This window comes from Janibacter sp. CX7 (assembly GCF_024362365.1).
GTDB lineage: Bacteria > Actinomycetota > Actinomycetes > Actinomycetales > Dermatophilaceae > Janibacter.
The window spans coordinates 1,121,248-1,143,388 of sequence record NZ_CP101464.1; the positions used below are offsets into that span (position 1 = coordinate 1,121,248).

At 72.9% G+C, this 22,141-nt stretch carries 19 protein-coding genes, 1 tRNA gene and 1 pseudogene; 18 read left to right on the forward strand and 3 right to left on the reverse strand.

Annotated elements, in window-relative coordinates; all coding sequences use genetic code 11:
* Positions 1 to 9 precede the first annotated feature (9 nt).
* The 6 genes from NMQ01_RS05515 to proB all read left to right on the forward strand — a co-directional run bounded on the left by NMQ01_RS05515 (position 10) and on the right by proB (position 7,154).
* Positions 10 to 741, forward strand: a complete 732-nt coding sequence (locus NMQ01_RS05515) for a TIGR03936 family radical SAM-associated protein (protein ID WP_255185863.1) — start codon at positions 10 to 12, stop codon at positions 739 to 741.
* 156 nt (positions 742 to 897) lie between these two features.
* Positions 898 to 3,669, forward strand: a complete 2,772-nt coding sequence (locus NMQ01_RS05520) for an Rne/Rng family ribonuclease (protein WP_255185864.1) — start codon at positions 898 to 900, stop codon at positions 3,667 to 3,669.
* Positions 3,670 to 3,838: 169 nt separating this feature from the next.
* Positions 3,839 to 4,147 (forward strand): 50S ribosomal protein L21, encoded by a 309-nt coding sequence (gene rplU, locus NMQ01_RS05525; protein WP_255185865.1) that lies wholly within the window; start codon positions 3,839 to 3,841, stop codon positions 4,145 to 4,147.
* A 31-nt stretch (positions 4,148 to 4,178) separates the two neighbouring features.
* Complete coding sequence (rpmA, locus tag NMQ01_RS05530; RefSeq protein ID WP_255185866.1) at positions 4,179 to 4,442, forward strand: 50S ribosomal protein L27; 264 nt, start codon at positions 4,179 to 4,181, stop codon at positions 4,440 to 4,442.
* An 82-nt stretch (positions 4,443 to 4,524) separates the two neighbouring features.
* Positions 4,525 to 6,033, forward strand: coding sequence for a GTPase ObgE (obgE, locus tag NMQ01_RS05535; RefSeq protein WP_255185867.1), 1,509 nt, complete (start codon positions 4,525 to 4,527; stop codon positions 6,031 to 6,033).
* A complete protein-coding gene (gene proB / locus NMQ01_RS05540) occupies positions 6,033 to 7,154 on the forward strand; it encodes a glutamate 5-kinase (protein ID WP_255185868.1) in 1,122 nt (373 codons plus the stop codon). Before obgE ends, proB begins: the two co-directional genes overlap by 1 nt.
* A 6-nt stretch (positions 7,155 to 7,160) precedes the next feature.
* On the opposite strand, the gene pdxY is transcribed toward proB, so the two are convergent.
* Entirely contained in the window at positions 7,161 to 8,015 is an 855-nt protein-coding gene (gene pdxY / locus NMQ01_RS05545) for a pyridoxal kinase PdxY (protein WP_255185869.1), read from the reverse strand.
* Between the two features lie 38 nt (positions 8,016 to 8,053).
* Between pdxY and NMQ01_RS05550 the strand changes: the two genes are divergently transcribed.
* The 7 genes from NMQ01_RS05550 to NMQ01_RS05580 all read left to right on the forward strand — a co-directional run bounded on the left by NMQ01_RS05550 (position 8,054) and on the right by NMQ01_RS05580 (position 13,006).
* Positions 8,054 to 9,319 (forward strand): glutamate-5-semialdehyde dehydrogenase, encoded by a 1,266-nt coding sequence (locus tag NMQ01_RS05550; protein ID WP_255185870.1) that lies wholly within the window; start codon positions 8,054 to 8,056, stop codon positions 9,317 to 9,319.
* Between the two features lie 451 nt (positions 9,320 to 9,770).
* On the forward strand, positions 9,771 to 9,986 hold the full coding sequence (locus NMQ01_RS05555; protein WP_255185871.1) for a hypothetical protein: 216 nt from the start codon (positions 9,771 to 9,773) through the stop codon (positions 9,984 to 9,986).
* A 14-nt stretch (positions 9,987 to 10,000) separates the two neighbouring features.
* Positions 10,001 to 10,576 carry a nicotinate-nucleotide adenylyltransferase gene (gene nadD / locus NMQ01_RS05560; protein WP_255185872.1) on the forward strand — a complete coding sequence of 192 codons (576 nt, stop codon included), beginning with the start codon at positions 10,001 to 10,003 and terminating at the stop codon, positions 10,574 to 10,576.
* Positions 10,577 to 10,586: 10 nt separating this feature from the next.
* Positions 10,587 to 10,973 (forward strand): ribosome silencing factor, encoded by a 387-nt coding sequence (gene rsfS, locus NMQ01_RS05565; RefSeq protein ID WP_255185873.1) that lies wholly within the window; start codon positions 10,587 to 10,589, stop codon positions 10,971 to 10,973.
* The gene (locus tag NMQ01_RS05570) at positions 10,970 to 11,608 is read left to right on the forward strand and encodes a histidine phosphatase family protein (protein ID WP_255185874.1); all 639 of its coding nucleotides are present in this window, start codon (positions 10,970 to 10,972) and stop codon (positions 11,606 to 11,608) included. Before rsfS ends, NMQ01_RS05570 begins: the two co-directional genes overlap by 4 nt.
* A gap of 80 nt (positions 11,609 to 11,688) precedes the next feature.
* Positions 11,689 to 11,761, forward strand: a tRNA-Ala gene (locus NMQ01_RS05575).
* 75 nt (positions 11,762 to 11,836) lie between these two features.
* Positions 11,837 to 13,006 (forward strand): benzoate/H(+) symporter BenE family transporter, encoded by a 1,170-nt coding sequence (locus NMQ01_RS05580; RefSeq protein ID WP_255185875.1) that lies wholly within the window; start codon positions 11,837 to 11,839, stop codon positions 13,004 to 13,006.
* A 12-nt stretch (positions 13,007 to 13,018) separates the two neighbouring features.
* Here the strand turns inward: NMQ01_RS05580 and NMQ01_RS05585 are convergent, their stop codons facing one another.
* Positions 13,019 to 13,861 carry an amidohydrolase family protein gene (locus NMQ01_RS05585; protein ID WP_255185876.1) on the reverse strand — a complete coding sequence of 281 codons (843 nt, stop codon included), beginning with the start codon at positions 13,859 to 13,861 and terminating at the stop codon, positions 13,019 to 13,021.
* Positions 13,862 to 13,891: 30 nt separating this feature from the next.
* Between NMQ01_RS05585 and NMQ01_RS05590 the strand changes: the two genes are divergently transcribed.
* Positions 13,892 to 14,521, forward strand: coding sequence for a hypothetical protein (locus NMQ01_RS05590; protein ID WP_255185877.1), 630 nt, complete (start codon positions 13,892 to 13,894; stop codon positions 14,519 to 14,521).
* Positions 14,522 to 14,561: 40 nt separating this feature from the next.
* A complete protein-coding gene (gene leuS, locus NMQ01_RS05595) occupies positions 14,562 to 17,462 on the forward strand; it encodes a leucine--tRNA ligase (protein WP_255185878.1) in 2,901 nt (966 codons plus the stop codon).
* A gap of 13 nt (positions 17,463 to 17,475) precedes the next feature.
* Here the strand turns inward: leuS and NMQ01_RS05600 are convergent, their stop codons facing one another.
* Positions 17,476 to 17,940 (reverse strand): carboxymuconolactone decarboxylase family protein, encoded by a 465-nt coding sequence (locus tag NMQ01_RS05600; protein ID WP_255185879.1) that lies wholly within the window; start codon positions 17,938 to 17,940, stop codon positions 17,476 to 17,478.
* A 34-nt stretch (positions 17,941 to 17,974) separates the two neighbouring features.
* Between NMQ01_RS05600 and NMQ01_RS05605 the strand changes: the two are divergent.
* The 3 genes and pseudogenes from NMQ01_RS05605 (at position 17,975) to NMQ01_RS05615 (ending at position 22,097) form a co-directional block, all read left to right on the forward strand.
* Positions 17,975 to 18,831 (forward strand): annotated as a pseudogene (locus NMQ01_RS05605) (DegV family protein).
* Between the two features lie 87 nt (positions 18,832 to 18,918).
* On the forward strand, positions 18,919 to 19,701 hold the full coding sequence (locus NMQ01_RS05610) for a helix-hairpin-helix domain-containing protein (protein WP_255185880.1): 783 nt from the start codon (positions 18,919 to 18,921) through the stop codon (positions 19,699 to 19,701).
* The gene (locus NMQ01_RS05615) at positions 19,698 to 22,097 is read left to right on the forward strand and encodes a ComEC/Rec2 family competence protein (RefSeq protein ID WP_255185881.1); all 2,400 of its coding nucleotides are present in this window, start codon (positions 19,698 to 19,700) and stop codon (positions 22,095 to 22,097) included. Before NMQ01_RS05610 ends, NMQ01_RS05615 begins: the two co-directional genes overlap by 4 nt.
* The last annotated feature ends 44 nt before the right edge of the window (positions 22,098 to 22,141 follow it).

Genomic DNA, 22,141 nt, shown 5'->3' on the forward strand with positions numbered 1-22,141 from the left:
TTGACCTCCATGTCCCCGCAACGCACCCCCGACGGTCCGCCGCCACCGCCGGCGGTCCAGAAGCTGCGCATCCAGTACGCCCGACGCGGTCGGCTGCGCTACTCCTCGACCCGTGACTTCGGGCGTGCCCTCGAGCGGGCCCTGCGTCGTGCAGGCGTCCCGATGGCCTACTCCGCGGGCTTCCACCCGCACCCCAAGATCTCCTACGCCAACGGCGCGGCGACCGGCGCCGCGAGCGAGGCGGAGTACTTCGAGATCTCGGTGACCGAGCGGGTCGACCCCGACGCCCTCGGCCGGGCGCTCGACGCGGCCCTGCCCGACGGGCTCGACATCGTCTCCGTCGTCGAGGCCCAGCCGGGCGCACTCGCCGATCGGCTCCAGGCGAGCCGGTGGCTGCTGGAGTTCCCCGGCGTCGAGCTGGCCGATCTCGACCGGGCGGTCGAGGGCTTCCTCGCGCAGGAGCGGGTCGAGGTCAGCCGGATGTTCAAGAAGGGCATGAAGTCCTACGACGCGCGCGAGCCCGTCATCCGGGCACAGACGGGTCTGTCCGACGAGGGCTGTGCGATACTGACGATGGTCGTGCGGCACACCACACCTGCCGTTCGCCCCGACGACGTCCTCAGCGCGATCACCGCTGCCACCTCGTTCGCGCCGACGCGATCGCCCAAGGCGACGCGCCTGGCGCAGGGGATCTGGAGCAGCGAGACCGAGAGCGTGGCCGACCCACTGGCCACCGACTGAGCCGTCGCCGGCCCCGACGGGGTGCCGCGCTGGGCGCGAGCCACGTCGAGGCAACACGGACTCTTCCGCGGGCGAGCGCCCGCCACGCCGCACGGCGGCTGGACTGCACCCTCGGGTGCTGGTGTCGGGGTCCGGCCGGTGTGCAGGAGGTGCCACATGGCCACCGACAACGACCAGCCGGTCGACGACACCGTCGAGACCGCCACCGAGACCGAAGCAACCCCGGCCCCCGCGGCCGTCCCGAGCTTCGGTCTGCTCTTCCAGCCCCCGGCCCCCGCGCCGGCCCCGGCCCGTCGTCCGGCCCCCGAGCCGCAGGACGTCGAGGACGAGGAGGAGGACGACCAGCCCGACACGGACGAGGACTCCGGCTCGGACGACTCCGGCTCGCAGGACGCCGACCCCGGTCAGGTTGACGGCGGGCGCCGTCGCCGGCGGCGTGGCGGCCGCGGCCGCAACAACCGCTCCGGTGACGACTCCGACTCCGGTCAGGACTCCGGCGACTCCTCCGGCAGCTCCGACGACGAGGCGTCCGCCGAGGGCGACGACGAGCAGCAGTCCGAGGGCAAGGCCAAGGGCAAGGGCGGCCGTGGCAGCGGCGGCAAGAAGAAGCAGGACACCGCCGACGACACGTCCGACACCGACGCCGACGCCGACGCCGGCTCCGACGAGGACTCCGACGCCGACCAGGGCGAGGGTGACGACGAGGGCGGCAGCAGCTCGCGCCGTCGGCGCCGTCGCCGTCGCGGTGGCGGCGGCGGTGGCAACGGCAGCCAGGACGACCCGCCCGGCACCGTGACCAAGGTGCGCGAGTCGCGCCGCAACGAGCCCCAGTCGATCAAGGGCTCGACCCGCCTCGAGGCGAAGAAGCAGCGCCGCCGCGAGGGCCGCGAGGCCGGTCGCCGCCGCACGATCATCACCGAGGCCGAGTTCCTCGCCCGCCGCGAGAGCGTCGAGCGGGTCATGGTCGTGCGCCAGCACGGCGACCGCACGCAGATCGGCGTCCTCGAGGACGGCGTCCTGGCCGAGCACTACGTCTCCCGCGAGACGACCTCGACGATGGTCGGCAATGTCTACCTCGGCCGGGTGCAGAACGTGCTGCCGAGCATGGAGGCCGCCTTCATCGACATCGGCAAGGGCCGCAACGCCGTGCTCTACGCCGGCGAGGTCAACTGGGAGGCGCAGGGCGTCGGCAACGGCCAGGCCCGACGGATCGAGAATGCGCTGTCCGCCGGCGACTCCGTGCTCGTCCAGGTGACGAAGGACCCGATCGGCCACAAGGGCGCCCGCCTCACCTCGCAGATCTCCCTGCCGGGCCGCTACGTCGTCTACGTGCCGGGCGGCAGCATGACCGGCATCTCGCGCAAGCTGCCCGACACCGAGCGCTCGCGCCTCAAGGGCATCCTCAAGCAGGTCGTCCCCGACCACTCCGGCGTCATCGTGCGCACGGCGGCCGAGGGCGCCTCCGAGGCCGAGCTGACCGCCGACGTCGAGCGGCTCACCCGCGCCTGGGACAAGATCAGCTCCAAGGCCGAGAGCAAGAAGGGCAAGAAGGGCTCCGCCGGCGGCGCGCCCGTCCTGCTCCACGCCGAGCCCGACATGACCGTGCGGGTCATCCGTGACATCTTCAACGAGGACTTCGCCCGCATGGTCGTCGCCGGCGAGGGCGCCTGGCGCGAGATCAAGGGCTACGTCGACGACGTGGCGCCCGACCTGTCCGAGCGCCTCGAGCGCTGGACCGGGGACGGTGACGTCTTCGCCGCGCACCGCATCGACGAGGCGATCGCCAAGGCGATGGACCGCAAGGTCTGGCTGCCGTCCGGCGGCTCGCTCGTCATCGACCGCACCGAGGCGATGACGGTCATCGACGTCAACACCGGCAAGTTCACCGGCTCCGGGGGCAACCTCGAGGAGACGGTGACGAAGAACAACCTCGAGGCCGCGGAGGAGATCGTGCGCCAGCTGCGGCTGCGCGACATCGGCGGCATCATCGTCGTCGACTTCATCGACATGGTCCTCGAGGCCAACCGCGACCTCGTCGTGCGCCGCCTGCTCGAGTGCCTGGGCCGCGACCGCACGAAGCACCAGGTCGCCGAGGTCACCTCGCTCGGCCTGGTCCAGATGACCCGCAAGCGGGTCGGCTCCGGCCTCATCGAGGTCTTCTCCACCGAGTGCGAGCACTGCCACGGCCGCGGGATCATCGTCTCCAACGAGCCGGTGGCCCACGACCCGGGCGGTCACGCCGGGGGCGACCACGGCGGCAACCACGGTGGCGGCAAGTCCCGTCGCGGCCGGTCGAAGGGGGACAAGGAGTCCTCGCAGCAGCGGCCGGAGCCGGTCGAGGAGTCGACCGACGCCAACGGCCGCACCGCGGCCCAGATCGCGGCGGCGGCCCACGCCGCGGCGATCAAGAACATCGCCGGAGAGCCGGGCGAGGACGACGTCGCGCAGATCGCGCAGACCGAGGCCGCGACCACGGACGAGCCGACGCCGGAGCCGGCCGACGAGCCGAAGGCGCCCACGCGTCGCCGCGGCGGCCGCCGCGCCGCATCCAGCGCGGGGGCTCCCGTGGCCCTCGAGCCGGTCGACCTCACCGCGACCGCGGAGCCCGAGGCCCGGCCGGAGCCGCAGCCCGAGCCCGAGGTGGAGCAGCCCGCCGAGGAGCAGGTGGCCGAGGTGGAGCAGCCCGAGCAGCCGGCGCCCACGCGTCGTCGTGGGGGCCGCCGCGCCGCCTCGAGCGCCGGTGCCCCGGTGGCCCTCCAGGCCGTCGACCTCACCGCCCCGGCCGAGCCGACGGGCGCCCCGCTGACCAAGGTCGCGGGGGAGTCCGGCGAGGCTCCGACCACGCCGGTCGCCGACCCCGAGCCGGCCGCCCCGGCCCGTCGCAAGCGCAAGCGCGTGACCTCCGAGGCCGGCCCGCCCAAGGCCTGACCCGAGCACTGCACGTCGACCCCCTTCGCCGGTTTGTCCGGTGGAGGGGGTCGCCGGTAGTCTTGACCCTTGGTGCGCCCACCGAGCGGACGCTCCATGCCTGTGCATGGGGACTGTTGGCCGGTCAGACAGAGCGAGTGCACTTCAGACAGAGAGTGAGTTCCCCCTGATGTACGCGATCGTTCGCGCGGGTGGCCGCCAGGAAAAGGTTTCCGTCGGCGACACCATCCTCATCAACTCGATCAAGGGCGAGGCCGGCGACAGCATCGACCTGCAGCCGATCCTGCTCGTCGACGGCTCGACCGTCACCAGCGATGCCGACAAGCTGGCCAAGGTCAGCGTCAAGGCCGAGGTCGTCGGGGCCGCCAAGGGCCCGAAGATCACGATCATGAAGTACAAGAACAAGACCGGCTACCGCAAGCGCCAGGGTCACCGTCAGCCGCTCACGCAGCTGAAGATCACCGACATCAAGGCCTGAGCCTTCCTTCAACAGTTAGGAACCCACTGACATGTCTTCCAAGAAGGGTGTCTCCTCGTCCAAGAACGGCCGCGACTCCAACGCGCAGCGCCTCGGCGTGAAGCGCTACGGCGGCCAGATCGTCGGCACCGGTGAGATCATCGTGCGCCAGCGCGGGACCCACTTCCACCCGGGCGACAACGTCGGCCGCGGTGGTGACGACACGCTGTTCGCCCTGGCGGACGGCGAGGTCCAGTTCGGTGCCAAGCGCGGCCGCAAGGTCGTCAGCGTCCTCCCGGCGGGTACCGCCAGCTGACGCGAGCCACAGCATGCGCGAAGGGGGCGGGTCGAGGTGACCTGCCCCCTTCGCCGTACCAGATCGAAGGAAAGGTGAGGTCGTGACGACCTTCGTGGACAGGGTCACCCTGCACGTCGAGGCGGGCCGGGGTGGCCACGGCGTCGCGTCCGTGCACCGGGAGAAGTTCAAGCCGCTCGGCGGCCCCGACGGGGGCAACGGCGGCCACGGCGGCGACGTCGTCCTCGTCGTCGACCCGCAGGTGACGACCCTGCTCGACTACCACCGCAGCCCGCACCGCCGGGCGACCAACGGTGCTCCGGGCGCCGGCGACGAAAAGAACGGCGCCAACGGCGAGGACCTCGTCCTGCCCGTGCCCGCCGGCACCGTCGTCACCAACCGCGCCGGTGACGTCCTCGCCGACCTCGTCACGCCCGGCACGCGTTTCGTCGCGGCCCAGGGCGGTCGTGGCGGTCTCGGCAACAAGGCGCTGGCGAGCGCGCGGCGCAAGGCGCCCGGCTTCGCGCTGCTCGGCGAGCCGGGGGAGTCGACCGACGTCGTCCTCGAGCTGAAGTCCCTCGCCGACGTCGCCCTCATCGGGTTCCCGAGCGCCGGCAAGTCCTCGCTGGTCTCCGTGCTCTCCGCGGCGCGGCCCAAGATCGCGGACTACCCCTTCACCACCCTCGTGCCCAACCTCGGCGTCGTCACCGCCGGCGACGTGCGCTACACCGTCGCCGACGTCCCGGGCCTGATCCCCGGGGCGAGCGAAGGGCGGGGCCTGGGTCTGGAGTTCCTGCGCCACGTCGAGCGCTGCTCCGTGCTCGTCCACGTCATCGACTGCGCGACGCTCGAGCCGGGCCGTGACCCGATGAGCGACCTCGACGTCATCGAGGCCGAGCTCGCGGCCTATGTCGCCGACGAGACCCTCGGCGGTCGCCCGCTGTCGGAGCGCACCCGCATCGTCGTGCTCAACAAGGCCGACGTGCCCGACGCGCTCGACCTGGCCGACATGGTCAAGGCCGACCTGGAGGAGCGCGGCCTCGAGGTCTTCATCGTCTCCGCCGTCGCCCACACCGGCCTGCGCGAGCTGACCTTCGCCATGGCCCGCCACGTCCAGGCGGCGCGCGCGGAGTCGGCCGTCGAGGTCGCCCCGCAGCGGGTCGTCCTGCGCCCCAAGGCCGTCGACGACGCCGGCTTCGTCGTGCGTCGCGAGGGCGGCTCGGAGGGCGAGGTCTTCCGCGTCCTCGGTGCCAAGGTCACCCGCTGGGTCCACCAGACCGACTTCGCCAACGACGAGGCCGTCGGCTACCTCGCCGACCGCCTCAACCGTGCGGGCGTCGAGGAGGAGCTGACCAAGGCGGGAGCCGTCGCCGGCTCGACCGTGCTCATCGGCCCCGAGGACGACGCCGTCGTCTTCGACTGGGAGCCCACCCTCGTCGGCGGTGCCGAGCTGCTCGGCGGCCGCGGCACCGACCTGCGCCTCGAGGAGAGCACTCGGCGCACGACCCAGGAGCGGCGCGAGCAGTTCCACGCCCGCAAGGACGCCCAGACCGCGGCCCGCGAGGACCTGCGCACCGAGCGCGACGCCGGGCACTGGACCGAGGACGACTGATGGGAGCCGACGCCCGGCGGGCGATCGCCCGGGCCCGGCGCATCGTCATCAAGGTCGGCTCGTCGTCGCTGACGAGCGCCGCCGGGGGAGAGCTCGACGTCGCCCGGCTCACCGCGCTGGTCAACGCGATCTCCGCCCGGCGCAGCGAGGGCACCGAGGTCGTCCTCGTCTCCTCCGGCGCCATCGCCGCCGGTATCGGCCCGCTCGGCATGGAGACGCGGCCCAGCGACCTCGCCCGCCAGCAGGCGGCCGCGAGCGTCGGGCAGGGCGTGCTGCTGTCGGCCTACGACAAGGCCTTCGGCCGGCACGGACACACCATCGGGCTCGTCCTGCTGACGGTCGACGACGTCACCCGGCGCACGAGCTACACCAATGCCAAGCGCACCTTCGACTCGCTGCTCGACCTCGGCGTGCTGCCGATCGTCAACGAAAATGACACCGTCGCCACCCACGAGGTGCGCTTCGGTGACAACGACCGGCTCGCCGCGCTCGTCGCCCAGCTCGTCGGCGCCGACGCCCTCGTGCTGCTCACCGACGTCGACGCGCTCTACACGGCCAAGCCGGGCACACCCGGGGCCGAGCGGGTCGAGCTCGTCGCCGACCCGGCGGAGCTGGAGTCGATCTCCATCGGCGGCACCGGCTCGGCCGTCGGCTCCGGCGGCATGACGACGAAGGTCGAGGCCGCGACGATCGCCGGTGCGTCCGGCATCCCGACGGTGCTCACCTCCGCCGACCAGGTCACCGAGGCGCTCGCCGGCGAGGACGTCGGCACGGCCTTCGCGCCCGCGCGACGTCGGCGGGGCTCACGCGCCCTGTGGCTCGCCCACGCGACGACCCCGCGCGGGTCGGTGCAGATCGACGAGGGCGCGGTGACCGCGCTGCGGGAGCGGGGCCGCTCGCTCCTGCCCGCCGGCATCACCGGGGTGACCGGCTCCTTCACCGACGGCGACCCGGTCGACGTCGTCGGCCCCGACGGCACCGTCATCGCGCGCGGCCTCGTCAACTACACCTCGGGTGAGCTGCCGCACCTCATGGGGCGCAGCACCAAGGACCTGGCCAAGGAGATCGGCCCGCAGTACGAGCGCGAGGTCATCCACCGTGACCACCTCGCCCTGCTCTGACCCGGGTCAGCGCACGCGGGTGACCTCGAACTGCATGCGCGGGTGGGCGTAGGCCTCCTGCGCCTGGACCAGCTGCAGCTCCCGCTTGCCGGAGTCGAGGGTGAGCTGCAGCAGGTCGAAGACCGCCGAGACGGTCGCGCCGAGGGCCTGCTGCAGGTCGCGGCTGCGCAGCCAGTGGCTCGTGAAGAGCGCGGCTGTGACGTCGCCGGAGCCGTTGGCCTTGAGCGGCAGGTGCGGGGTGCGCACGATCCACGCCTCGTCCTCGTGGCAGGCGAGCATCTCGATCGTGCCCTCGGGCCGGTCGGGGCGCAGCACCGAGGTGACGAGGATGGTGCTCGGCCCCATCGCCCGCGCGGCGTCGACGGAGGCGAGGGTCTCCTCGAGCGTCTCCGGCTCGGTCTCGGTGAGGAAGCCCAGCTCGAACTGGTTGGGCGTGATGAGGTCGGCCTGCGGGACGACCTTGTCGCGCAGCAGCACGGGGATCGACTCGTGGACGAAGCAGCCCGACTTCGCATTGCCCATCACCGGGTCGCAGGCGTAGATGGCGTCGGGGTTGGCGGCCTTGACCGCGGCGACGGCCTCGAGGATCGTCGCGCCGATGCCCTCACCGCCCTGGTAGCCGGACAGGACGGCGTCGACCTCGGCGAAGGCCTCACGCTCACCGATCCCGGTGATGACGTCGGCGACGTCGGCCGGGTCCATCAGCGGACCCCGCCACGCGCCGTAGCCGGTGTGGTTGGAGAAGTTGACCGTGTGCACCGGCCAGACCTCGACACCGAGGCGCTGCATGGGGAAGACAGAAGCGGAGTTGCCGACGTGGCCGTAGGCGACGTGGGACTGGATCGACAGAATCGTGGTCACCCCGGCATCATCGCATCGCCCGGTCGTAGCCTGTGCGCATGACGGACAGCATCGCCACGGTCACGGACCTCGCCGAGCGGGCCCGCGTCGCCTCCCGCACTCTCGCCCTGCTCACCCGCGCCGACAAGGACGCCGCCCTGCTGGCGCTCGCGGACGCCGTCGATGCCGCCACGGACGACGTCGTCGCCGCCAATGCGCAGGACCTCCAGCGCGGGCGCGAAGGGGGGATGGCCACCGGCCTTCTCGACCGCCTCGCCCTCGACGCCGAGCGCGTCGCGGCCGTCGCCGACGCCCTGCGCGACCTCGCCGGGCTGCCCGACCCCGTGGGCGAGGTCGTGCGCGGATCGACGCTCGCCAACGGCCTGCAGATCCGCCAGGTGCGGGTGCCGATGGGGGTCGTCGGCATGATCTACGAGGCCCGCCCCAATGTCACCGTCGACGCCGCCGGCCTGGGTCTGAAGTCCGGCAACGCCATGATCCTTCGCGGCGGCTCGGCCGCCGCGAGCACCAACCGTGCCCTCGTCACCGCCCTTCGCTCGGCCCTGGAGGCGCACGGCCTGCCGGCCGACGCCGTCCAGCTGCTCGAGGGCGACCACGACGCGGTCAAGGCGCTCATGACCGCCCGCGGCTTGGTCGACCTGCTCATCCCGCGCGGGGGTGCGGGCCTGATCCAGACCGTCGTCACCGAGTCGACCGTGCCCGTCATCGAGACCGGCGTGGGCAACTGCCACGTCTACGTCGACGCCGCCGCCGACCGGGACAAGGCCCTGGCGATCACGCTCAACGCCAAGACCCACCGCCCGAGCGTCTGCAATGCCGCCGAGTCGCTCCTCGTCCACCGCGCCGTCGCCGCCGACGTGCTGCCCGACGCGCTGCGCGAGCTCGCGGCCGCCGGCGTCGTGCTCCACGGCGACGAGGCGACCCGCGAGCTCGCCCCCGAGGGCGTGACGGTCGAGCCCGCGACGGACGAGGACTTCGACACCGAGTACCTCGCGCTCGAGATGTCCGTCGCCGTCGTCGACGACCTCGACGCGGCGATGGAGCACGTGCGCCGCCACGGCAGCGGCCACACCGAGGCCATCGTCACCGAGGACCGGGCGGCTGCCCGGCGCTGGACCGCCGAGGTCGACGCGGCGGCGGTGCTCGTCAACGCCTCGACGCGCTTCACCGACGGCGGGGAGTTCGGCTTCGGGGCGGAGATCGGCATCTCGACGCAGAAGCTGCACGCCCGCGGCCCGATGGCGCTGCCCGAGCTGACGACGACGAAGTGGGTCGTCGAGGGCGACGGCCAGATCCGGGGCTGACCCCCCTTCGCCCGTCCCGGACACAGCCGAGGGCCCTCCCCCCGACGCGGGGGAGGGCCCTCGACCGCTGTGCGTGTCACGCCCCGTGGGGTCCTGCGGCGACTGCAGCACAACGCGCGGCACGAGGCCGCGACGATGCGGTGACACGTGGACCAGGAGGCGCCGACGTCGCCATGGTCGCCCGAGCCCGACTCGGAGCCTCCCCCGTGCCAGACGTGCGATCGTCGTTATCCCTGTGGTCCTGCCGGCCGCCTCCCGACGGCCGCGGTGTGAGGACTGTTCTACGCCGCTGCGGCGGCCCCCGGCAACACCACAGCCCGCCCATCGGTGAGCGGACACCGCCCACACGTCTGTCCACAGGCGCAGGGCGCGTTCCTCGCTCTCACCCACAGGCCTGTGGACGGCGACGGTGGACAACCTCGGCCGGGGACGGCCGGGTAGCATGGGCCGCATGCTGAGCACCTTCGTCTCCCTCGCTGCCGAGACCGAGCACCACAACGCGCTGCCGATCCCGCCGTGGGGCTACGGCCTCTTCGCCCTGCTGATCTTCGCGATGATGCTGGCCGTCCTCTTCGCCTTCCGCCAGGCCGCGACCAAGATCCCGACCGCGGACAACACGGTCGCCCACGAGGTCCACGACGACCACGCACACGGGGACCACCACTGAGCAAGCGCCTCGGCGTGATGGGTGGGACCTTCGACCCCATCCACCACGGTCACCTCGTCGCCGCCAGCGAGGCCGCCTCGCGCTTCGGGCTCGACGAGGTCGTCTTCGTCCCCACGGGGGAGCCGTGGCAGAAGGCGGACACCCAGGTCAGCCCGGCCGAGCACCGTTACCTGATGACGGTGGTCGCGACGGCGTCCAACCCGCGCTTCACCGTCAGCCGCGTCGACATCGACCGTGAGGGCCCGACCTACACGATCGACACCCTGCGCGACCTGCGCGAGCTGCGCCCCGACGACGAGCTCTTCTTCATCACCGGCGCCGACGCCCTCGCGCAGATCCTGTCGTGGAAGGACGTCGGCGAGCTGTGGGACCTCGCCCACTTCATCGGCGTCACCCGCCCCGGCTACCACCTCAGCGAGACGGGGCTGCCCGAGGACCGGGTGACCCTCCAGGAGGTGCCCGCCATGGCGATCTCCTCCACCGACTGCCGACAGCGCGTCGCCGCCGGCGAACCCGTCTGGTACCTCGTGCCCGACGGCGTCGTGCAGTACATCAACAAGTACGAGCTCTACACCGACGACCGGGAGTGACCGACACACCGTGGTAGCCACCCAGCAGGCCATCGACAACGCGACCATCGCCGCCCGCGCGGCGGCCGACAAGCTCGCGACGACCATCACCGGGCTCGACGTGTCCGGGCAGATGCCGCTCACCGACATCTTCCTCATCGTCTCCGCCGACAACGAGCGTCAGGTGCAGGCCATCGTCGACGCCGTCGAGGAGGCCATGCGCGAGGAGGCCCAGATCAAGCCGCTGCGCCGTGAGGGCAACGGCCCCGGTCGATGGGTCCTCATCGACTTCGGTGACGTCGTCGTGCACGCGCAGCACGACGAGGAAAAGGACTTCTACGACCTCGAGCGCCTCTGGCGCGACTGCCCGCGCCTCGACCTCGGTGTCGTGGGCTCGCAGCAGTCCGACGAGCGGTGAGCGAGGCGAAGGGGGAGCCCCGTCGCCTGATCGTGCTGCGCCACGGCCAGACCGTCTCCAACCTCAAGGGCATCTGGCAGGGGCACCTCGACCACGAGCTGACCGACCTGGGTCGGGAGCAGGCCGCGGCTGCGGCCCGGGCGATCGCCGCCCTTCGTCCCTCGCGGATCGTCTCCTCGGACCTCTCCCGTGCCCACGACACGGCACTGGCCGTCGCCGCCGCGAGCGGTGACCTCGACGTGGCCGTCGACGAGCGCTGGCGCGAGATCCACGCCGGCGCCTGGCAGGGTCTGACGGCCGCGGAGGTGGGCGAGCAGTACCCGCTCGACGCCGAGCGGCTCGTGAGCGGCGAGGACTTCAAGCGGGGCGGCCACGGCGAGTCGCTCGCCGAGCTCGCCCAGCGCGTGCGCCCGGCCATCGACGAGCTCGTCGACGGCATGGACCCGGGGGAGACCGTCGTCGTCGCGACCCACGGCGTGACCGGCCGCACCGTCGTCGCCGAGCTCGTCGGCCTCGAGCAGCAGACCGCCTGGCGGGTGCTCGGGGGCTTCGGCAACTGCCACTGGGCGGTCGTGGAGCAGGGGCGCTCCGGCTGGCGGATCACCCAGTGGAATGCCTCCGCCGAGGGCCTGTGAGCCCCTCGCGGAGCCCGATTTGGAAAAGCGGGGGTGCGTAGGGTTAAACTCTCGCAGTCCCCTTCGGGGGAAACCCACTCGGGGCTGTAGCGCAGTTGGTAGCGCACCTCCATGGCATGGAGGGGGTCAGGGGTTCGAATCCCCTCAGCTCCACCCGGGAGCCAGAAGGCCCGGATCGCATCGCGGTCCGGGCCTTCTGCATGTCACGGCACCCTCTAGCGTGTGCGCATGCCGATCGAGACGAGCCGCCCGGTCGCGGCCGGTGTCGTCACGGCGCTCGTCGGCTTCACGAGCGCCTTCGTCGTCGTCCTGCAGGGACTGACCGCCGTCGGGGCGACCCACGCGCAGGCCGCCAGCGGGCTGCTGGCCGTGACGATCCTCATGGGCCTGAGCTCGATCGTCCTCTCCCTGACGACCCGGCTGCCGATCACCGTGGCGTGGTCCACGCCCGGAGCCGCGCTGCTCGCCTCCACGGGGACGGTCGACGGAGGCTGGCCGGCGGCGGTCGGGGCCTTCGTCGTCACCGGTGTCCTCGTCCTCGCGACGGGACTCGTGCCGGCCCTCGGGTCGCTCATCACCCGGATCCCCGCCTCGGTGGCGCAGGCGATGCTCGCCGGCATCGTCATGCAGCTGTGCCTCGGGACGGTGACGGGCATGGCGGCCAACCCGTGGGCGGTGGGGCCGGTGGTCATCGTGTGGGTGCTCGCCCTGCGGCTGGCGCCGCGGTGGGCCTCGCCGCTCGCCTTCGTCGCGGCGGCGGTCGTCATCGCCGTCCACCTCGCCCGTTCCGGCGCGCCCGTCGACGCTGGCTCCCTCGTGCCCCGGCTCGAGCTCACCGCCCCGACCTTCACACTCGGCGGCCTCGTCGGGATCGCCCTGCCGCTCTACCTCGTGACCATGGCCTCGCAGAACGTGCCGGGTGTCGCGGTGATGCGCGGCTTCGGCTACGAGGTGCCGTGGCGACGCTCGATGCTCGTCACCGGTGCGGGGACCGTCCTCGGGGCGCCCGCCGGCGGGCACGCGATCAACCTCGCGGCGATCAGCGCCGCCCTCGCCGCCGGTCCCGATGCCGGGGAGGACCGCTCCCGCCGCTGGATCGCGAGCGTGACCTCCGGCATCGTCCTCGTGCCCATCGGCATCGCCTCCGCAGCCTTCGCCACCCTCGTCTCGCTCGCGCCCGAAGGGGTGGTGGCGGCCGTGGCGGGACTGGCGCTCATGGGCACGCTCGCGACCTCCCTTCGCTCCGCGCTGGCGGAGCCGGGCGAGCAGGTGCCGGCGGTCGTCACCTTCGCCGTCGCGGCGTCGGGCACCGCCGTCGCCGGGGTCAGCGCGGCCTTCTGGGCCCTCGTGGCCGGGCTCGTGCTGCGGGCGGTGCTGCACCGGCCGACGACGGCCTGAGCCGCCCCGACGTCACTCCCCGAGGAGCCGGGCAGCGTTGTCGTGCAGCACGGCCCGCGTCCAGTCGTCGCCGAGCCCGAGGTCGGTGACGGCCTGCACGGCGTGCTCGTAGGAGTAGGGGATGTTGGGGAAGTCGCTGCCGAAGAGCACCCGGTCGTCGAGCTCGGCCAGGTCGTCGAGCCGGTCGGTGGGGAAGGGGGCGAGGGCCTCGGTGAAGTCGGTGAAGGCCATCGTCGTGTCGAGGTGCACGTCGGGGTGCTCGCGGGCGATGTCGAGGAAGTCGCCGTAGTCGGGCATCCCCATGTGGGCGATGACGAGCACGAGGCGCGGATGCCGCTCGAGCAGGTCGCGCACGGCGGCCGGCCCGGTGAAGCGCCCCGGCGCCGGGCCGTTGCCGGCGTGCATGACGATGGGCGTGCGCGAGCGCTCGAGCACCGGCCAGACCTCGTCCAGACGTGGGTCGTCGAGCGGGTAGTCGCCGACCTGGACGTGCACCTTTACGATGCGGGCCCCGGCCTCGATCGCCGCCTGCGTGTACTCCGCCGCACCCGGCTCCGGGTAGAAGGTCGCCGAGTGGATCGCCTCGGGCACCCGCGCGGCGAAGTCTGTGGACCAGTCGTTGAGCCACTGCGCCATACCGGGACGGTGGGCGTAGTTGAGCGAGGGAAAGGCCCGCACACCGAGCGCTCGCAGGGTGGCCAGGCGCTCCCCTTCGTCCGTGCGATAGGTGATCGGCCACGGCCGGCCGGTGAGCGGACCGGCGGAGTCGAAGTAGGCCCACACCTTGTCGAGGACCCGCTGCGGCATGAAGTGGGTGTGGATGTCGATGATGGGCGCGTGGTGCAAGGGCTCCATGACGGCACCCTAGGCCGGTAGGTTCGGGCGATGACTTCGACCCTGCTCGAGGTGGTCGGCTGGGTGGGCTCCGCGGTCCTCGTGGTGTCCCTGCTGCAGACCAACCTGCACCGGCTGCGGTGGATCAACCTCCTCGGCTGCCTCGTCCTGATCGGCTACAACGGCGCGGTCGGGGTGTGGCCCATGGTCGGGCTCAACGTCGTGCTCGCCGCGATCAACGTCTGGTACCTCGTGCGGGCGCACCGCGACCGCCACGACGGGCGCGCCTACCAGGTCCTCGAGGTGGCCGCCGACGACACCTACCTGCGGCACGTCCTGCGGGTGCACGCGGCCGACATCGAGCGTTGGCAGCCGGGCTTCGTCCACGACCCGAGCGCCGACGACGACTGCTACCTCGTGCTCACCGGCGACGAAACCGTGGGGGTGGTCGTCGTGCGACCCGGGGCGAAGGGGGAGGCCCGGATCGTCCTCGACCACGTCACCGCCCGCTACCGCGACCGCACGCCCGGGGAGTTCGTCTTCGGGCAGGAGGGTCCCTTCCGCCGGCGGGGCTACACGCGGGTGCGCACGCCGTCGGGCATGCGCAACCCCTACTACGCCCGCCTCGGCTTCGTGCCGGACGGTGACCACTTCGTCCTCGACCTCCCGGGGGACACGTAGGCTTGGCGCGCACACGTCGACCCCGGGAGAAGCACCACAGATGAGCGAGACGCCCTACCGCTACACCGCGGAGATGGCCGGTCGGATCGAGACCGGCTGGCAGGACCGCTGGGAGGAGCTCGGGACCTTCCGCGCGCCCAACCCTGCCGGCCCGTGGGCCGAGCCGGAGCGCGTGCGCGAGCACGACGGCCACATGCTCGTCCTCGACATGTTCCCCTACCCCTCGGGCGCCGGCCTGCACGTCGGTCACCCGCTGGGCTACATCGCGACCGACGTCTACGCCCGCTACCAGCGGATGCTCGGCAAGAACGTGCTGCACTGCCTCGGCTACGACGCCTTCGGCCTGCCCGCGGAGCAGTTCGCCGTGCAGACCGGTCAGCACCCGCGGGTGACGACCGAGGCCAACATGGCGACGATGAAGCGGCAGCTGCGCCGCCTCGGCCTCGGCCACGACGACCGGCGCGCCTTCGCGACGATCGACCCCGACTACTACCGCTGGACGCAGTGGATCTTCAGCCAGATCTTCAATGCCTGGTACGACGAGGAGGCCGTGCGGCCCGACGGCGGTCTCGGCCGGGCCCGGCCCATCGCGGAGCTCGTCGCCGCCTTCGAGTCCGGTGAGCGCCCCCTGCCGAAGGGGGAGACCCGCACCTGGTCGCAGCTGTCGGCCAAGGAGCGCTCCGACGTCCTCGACGAGTACCGCCTCGTCTACACCAGCCACGCCCCGGTCAACTGGGCGCCCGGTCTTGGCACCGTCCTGGCCAACGAGGAGGTCACGGCCGACGGTCGCTCCGAGCGCGGCAACTACCCGGTCTTCAAGGCCAACCTGCGCCAGTGGATGATGCGCATCACCGCCTACGCCGACCGCCTGGCCGACGACCTCGACCGCGTCGACTGGCCGGACAAGGTCAAGGCCATGCAGCGCAACTGGATCGGCCGCAGCGAGGGCGCGCAGGTGACCTTCACCGCGACGGGTGCTGACGGCACCGAGCACCCGATCGAGGTCTTCACGACCCGCCCCGACACCCTCTTCGGCGCGACCTTCATGGTCCTCGCGCCGGAGCACCCGCTCGTGGACTCCCTCGTCCCGCAGGGCGGTTGGCCCGAGGGCACCCTCGACGCATGGACCGGTGGCGCGGACACCCCCTTCGCCGCCGTGTCGGCCTACCGCGACGCCGCCGGCCGCAAGAGCGACGTCGAGCGCCAGATCGAGACCAAGGACAAGACCGGTGTCTTCACCGGCGGCTGGGCGACCAACCCGGTCAACGGCGCACGCATCCCGGTCTTCGTCGCCGACTACGTCCTCATGGGCTACGGCACCGGCGCGATCATGGCGGTGCCGTCGGGCGACCAGCGTGACTTCGACTACGCGACCGCCTTCGGTCTCGACATCGTCCCGACCGTGCAGGCCCCCGAGGGGCACGAGGGTGCGTGGGGCGGCGACGGCGCGATCATCAACTCCACCAACGACTCCATCTCGCTCGACGGCATGTCGGTCGCCGAGGGCAAGGCGGCGATCACCGCCTGGCTCGAGGAGCAGGGCGTCGGCCGCGGCACGGTCAACTACAAGCTGCGCGACTGGCTCTTCTCCCGGCAGCGCTACTGGGGCGAGCCCTTCCCGATCGTCTTCGACGAGGACGGCGTCCCGCACGCGGTCCCCGACTCGATGCTGCCCGTCGAGCTGCCCGAGGTCGACGACTACAGCCCGCGGACCTTCGACCCCGACGACGCGAGCAGCGAGCCGGAGCCGCCGCTGGGCCGCGCCACCGACTGGGTCGAGGTCGAGCTCGACCTCGGCGACGGGCCCAAGACCTATCGCCGCGAGACCAACACGATGCCGAACTGGGCCGGCTCGTGCTGGTACTACCTGCGCTACCTCGACCCGGCCAACGCCGAGGCGCTCGTCGACCCGGCCAACGAGGCCTACTGGGTCGGCCCGCGCGACGAGCCGGTGCCCGGCGCCCCCGCCGGCACCCGTGACCCGGGCGGCGTCGACCTCTACATCGGTGGTGTCGAGCACGCCGTGCTCCACCTGCTCTACGCCCGCTTCTGGCACAAGGTGCTCTTCGACCTCGGCCACGTGAGCAGCGAGGAGCCCTTCCGCAAGTACTTCTCGCAGGGCTACATCCAGGCGCACGCCTACCGCGACCACCGCGGCCAGCCGGTGCCGGCCGCCGAGGTCGAGGAGCACGTCGGCGACGGTGGCGAGACGACGTTCACCTGGCAGGGCGAGCCGGTCACCCAGGAGTACGGCAAGATCGGCAAGTCGCTGAAGAATGCCGTCAGCCCCGACGAGATGTACGAGCAGTTCGGCGCCGACACCTTCCGCGTCTACGAGATGTCGCTCGGTCCGCTCGAGCAGTCCAAGCCGTGGGAGACCCGCGCCGTCGTCGGCAGCCAGCGCTTCCTGCAGCGCCTGTGGCGCAATGTCGTCGACGAGGAGACCGGCGAGCTGCGGGTCACCGACGACGCCCTCGACGCCGACACCGAGCGGCTGCTGCACCAGACGATCGCGGCGGTGAGCGAGGACTACGGCTCCCTCGGCTTCAACACCGCGATCGCCCGGCTCATCGAGCTCAACAACGCGCTCACCAAGCTCGACGCGGTGCCGCGCGCGGCGATCGAGCCGCTCGTGCTCATGGTCGCCCCCGTGGCCCCGCACCTCGCCGAGGAGCTGTGGTCGCGTCTGGGTCACCCGCAGTCGCTGGCGCACGAGGACTTCCCCGTCGCCGACGAGAGCAAGATGGTCGAGGCGAGCGTCACCTGCGTCATCCAGATCAAGGGCAAGGTCCGCGACCGCGTCGAGGTCCCGGCCGACATCGGTGAGGACGAGCTGCGTGAGCTCGCCCTCGGCCGCGACAAGGTCAGGGCGGCGACGGAGGGCGGCGTCCGCACGGTCATCGTCCGGGCGCCCAAGCTCGTCAACGTCGTGCCGGTCTAGCTCCTGACGCGCACTACCTGACGCGCACCGGGTGCTCGGAGAGGATCGACACCCGGTTGAAGGCATTCATCGTCACCGCGGCCCACTCGACCGCGGCGAAGGTCTCGTCGCCCAGCAGCGACCGGGCGGCGCTGAGGGCCTCGCCGCGCACCTGCGGGTCGGGCAGGGTCGTCGTCGCCTCGGCGACGTCGAGGACGGCGCACTCGACGGGGTCGAAGAGCGTCGAGTCGCGCCACGCGGGCAGCTGGGCGAGCTTTTGCACCGTGGCGCCGGCCTCGGTCGCCTTCCGGGTGTGCAGGTCGAGGCAGAAGGAGCAGCCGTTGAGCTGCGAGATGCGCACGTTCATCAGCTCGACGGTCTCGCGCTCGAGGCCGGCGGCCTCGGCCGCGGCGGAGACCTTGAGGGCGAGGGCGTTGAGGGCCTTCCACGCCTCGGGCAGGGACGTGTCGAGGTAGGGCAGTCGGTCGGTGTCGGCCATGACCACAGGCTAGGGCTCTCGGTAGTCTCGGCCCGTGAGTACCGCCGTCATCACCGACTCGACCGCCACGCTGCCCGCGACGGTCGTCGCCGAGCACGGCATCAGGGTCGTGCCGCTGCAGCTGGTCATCGACGGCGGGGAGCGGATCGAGGGAGACGGGGTCGATGCCTCGGTCGTCATCGAGGCGCTGCGTCGCAAGGCGGAGATCAACACCTCGCGGCCGGCTCCGGCGACCTTCCTGCGGGCCTACGAGCAGGCGGCGAAGGGGGGCGCCACCGAGATCGTCTCCGTCCACATCAGCGGTGGGCTGTCGGGCACGGTCGAGGCGGCGCGGGCCGCTGCCGACGAGGCGCCGGTGCCCGTGCGGGTCGTCGACTCGCGGCTCGTGGGCATGGGCCTGGGCTTCGCCGTCATCGCCGCCGCGCGGGACGCGGCCGCGGGCCGGTCGGTCGACGAGGTCGTCGAGCGGGTCGAGCGCCGGTGCGGCGGCTCGAGCGTGCGTCTCGTCGTGCACTCCCTCGACCGGCTGCACCGCGGGGACGGATCGGGGGCGCACGGGCGCTGCTCGGCTCGGCCCTGGCGATCAAGCCCGTGCTGCACATGGTCGACGGTCACGTCGAGCCCCTCGAGCGGGTGCGCACGGCCGGGCGAGCGATCGCCCGCCTGCAGGAGCTGACCGTCGCCGAGTGCGAGGCGCTGCCCGAGTGGGCCGACGGGGTCGAGGTCGGTGTGCACCACGTCGACGCGGCCACGCGGGCCGAGCCCCTCGCCGCCGCCCTCTCCGAGCGCATCGCCGGCCCGGTGGAGCTGTCGCCGATGAGCGCCGTCATCGGCGCGCACGTCGGTCTCGGCACGATCGGCGTCGTCGTCAGCCCGCGTCCGCGCGACTGATCCACAAGCCCCCGGGGCGAAGGGGGCCGGTCCACAGGTCTGCTCGAGTGCGGCTGGTGACGGCGGGTGCTGCCTAGCGTCGGGAGCATGAGCCGACGCACCTCCGAGCCCTCCGAGCGGGTCGCCGAGATCCTCGACGAGTCGCGTGACCCGCGACCGCTCGAGCTGCCGTCCACCCTCGCCGGCGGGCGCTACGGCGTGAGTCGACAGGCGATCGTCGGGGTCGCGCTCGTCGTCGCCGTGGCGGTGGCCATGCTCGCCGGGCGCACCGTGCTCGCCCGGCAGGACGCCGCACCTCAGCCCGTCACGACGAGCCCGGCAGGGGCGGTAGCGGCGAGCGGGGAACCGGACGGCGAGCCGACGACGGCACCAGCCGGTGCGTCGGCGACCCCGGGTGCGGCGCCGACGACGGCGGGGGTCACCGTCCATGTCGTCGGTCAGGTGCGCCGGCCGGGCATGGTCACCCTCGACGCCGGAGCGCGGGTCGCCGATGCGATCGAGGAGGTCGGCGGGGCGACCCGTCGGGCCGACCTCGACGGCGTCAACCTCGCGCGGCTGCTCGTCGACGGCGAGCAGGTCGTCGTGCCCAAGCCGGGGGAGACACCACCCGCGGCCGGAGCGCCGGCCGGGGGCGCACCCTCTGCTGGAGGCGCCCCCGCGGGCACCCCCGCCGCCGGGGCCCCGGTCAACCTCAACACCGCCGACCTCGCGACCCTCGAGACCCTGCCCGGCGTCGGTCCGGTGCTCGCCCAGCGGATCCTCGACTGGCGGACCGAGCACGGGAGCTTCACGGCGGTCGAGGAGCTCGGCGAGGTGAGCGGCATCGGCGACAAGATCTATGCCCAGCTGGCACCCGAGGTCACGGTGTGAGCCGCGAGGAGCAGCCGACCCCGGCGGCCCTCGACCTGCGTCTGCTGCTGCCCTGCCTCACCGCGTGGGGGATCGGGGCGTGGGCCCTGTCGTGGCCGGGCGGGCTGCGCGCCCGGGTGGCCGTGGGCGCGGTCGTCGGGGTCGTCGCCCTCGTCGGGGCCGGGGTGCGCTACCGCGGTCGGCACGCCCGCGCCTCCCTGCGGCGGGACGGGCCGGGTGTCCTCGCCCTCACGCTCCTCGCGACGGTGCTCGTGCTCGGGTCCTCGGCGGCCCACGAGACGACCCGGCGCACCGGGCCGGTCGACGACCTCGCGCAGGAGCGGGCCATGGTCCGGGCCGAGGGCGTCGTGCTCACCGAGCCGATCGTGCGGGCCGGTCGCGGGTCGGGCGACGAGGACGGTGACCCGCCCGAGCAGGTGCTGCTGCGGGTCCGGCTGGAGTCGGTGACCGCGCGGGGGACGACGACGCGGGTCAGCGCGCCCGTCTACGTGCGGGCCGCGGACGCGTGGGCGCAGGTCGGCTGGCACGACCGGATCCGCTTGTCGGGCAAGCTCGCTCCGGCAGAACCCGCCGACCCGGAGGTCGCCCTTCTCAGCCCGCGCGGACCACCCGAGGCGGTCGGCGATCGCTCGCCCGTGCGGCGGGCCGCGGAGCACCTGCGTGACGGCCTGCGGCAGGCCGTCGACCCACTGCCCGGCGACGCCCGCGGACTGCTGCCCGCGCTCGTCATCGGTGACACTTCGATGACGCCGCAGGAGCTCACCGACGACATGCTCGTCACCGGCATGTCGCACCTGTCGGCGGTGAGCGGGTCCAACGTCGCGGTCGTCCTCGCGGCCCTCGTCGGGGTGGGTCGACTGCTCGGCCTGCCGCGCCGCTGGCGACCCTGGGTCGCGGGGATCGGGCTGGCCTTCTTCGTCGTGCTCGCCCGGCCCGAGCCGAGCGTCATCCGGGCGGCGACCATGGGGGCGATCGGGCTGCTCGGCATGAGCACCGACCGGCGCGGCGCGGGCACCCCCGCGCTGTGCTGCGCGGTCCTCGCGCTGCTCGCACTCGACCCGTGGCTCGCACGCTCCTACGGCTTCGTCCTGTCGACACTCGCGACGCTGGGGCTGCTGCTCTTCGTCCGGCCGTGGTCGGCAGCGATCAACGCTCACCTGCCGCGTCGACTCCACCTCATCGGCCCCGCGGTGGCGATCCCGGTCGCGGCCCAGCTCGTCTGCGGACCGGTCGTCGTCCTGCTGCAGGGCAATGTGAGTCTTGTGGCCGTCGTCGCCAACCTCGTGGCGGCCCCCTTCGTCGCACCGGCCACGGTCCTGGGCGTCACCGCCGCCCTCGTGGCCGTCGTGAGCGGAGCGCTGGCGGGGCTCGTCGCCTGGTGCGGCGCCCCCTTCGCCCTGGCCATCGCGTGGACCGCCCGGGTGAGCGCGGACGTCCCCGGCGGGGCGTTGCCGTGGCCCGATGGTCCGCCCGGCGCGGTCCTGCTCACGCTCGTCACGGGGGTGGTCGTCCTCGGTGGGCCCTGGACGATCCGGCGCCCGCGGGGGAGCCCGCTCGTGGCGATCGCCCTCGTCGTCGTGGTCGCCGTCGGTGCGGTGCCCTCCCGCAGTCTCGCCTGGCCGCCGCCGGGGTGGCGGCTCGTCGCCTGCGACGTCGGGCAGGGGGACGGGCTCGTCCTCGCCTCGGGGCCCGGGCGGGCGGTGGTCGTCGACGTCGGGCCCGAGGGCGGCGGCATCGACGGCTGCCTGCGCCGGCTCGGTGTGCGCACGCTCGACGCGGTGGTGCTCACCCACTTCCACGACGACCACGTCGGCGACCTCGCCGCCGCGATGGACGGGCGCGCGGTCGGGCAGGTGCTCGTCTCGCCGGTGGAGGACCCGGCCTGGGCCGTGCGGCAGGTGCGCCAGATCGCCGACCGGCACGGGGTGCCGGTGCGCACCCTGCGCGCTGGCGATAGCTGGCAGCTCGGCGATGTCGCGGCCGAGACGTGGTGGCCGGACCGGCCGGTCGCCGGAGGGTCCGCGGCCAACAACGGCAGCATCGTGCTCCACGTGCAGGTCGGTGACGTCAGTGCCCTGCTGCTCGGCGACATCGAGCGCGAGGCCGGCAGCGCGATCCGGCTCGCGCTGCGTCGCGACCCGCGGATGAGTGCCGCTGCAGGGGACCTCAACGTGCTCAAGATGCCGCACCACGGGTCGAGCAATGTCGACGAGGGGCTCATGGATGCGGTGGTCGCACCCGTCGCGATCATCAGCGTGGGCGCCGACAACACCTACGGCCACCCCACGCCGACGGCCCTGGCCTGGGCCGCTCGCCACGGGTCGCGCGTGCTGCGGACGGACCGGGACGGCGACGTCGCCGTGCTCGACGGGCCGGCGGTCGTCACGTCCGGATGAGGGCGGATGAAGGGACCCTCATCCGGATCTCATGCCCGCTTCAC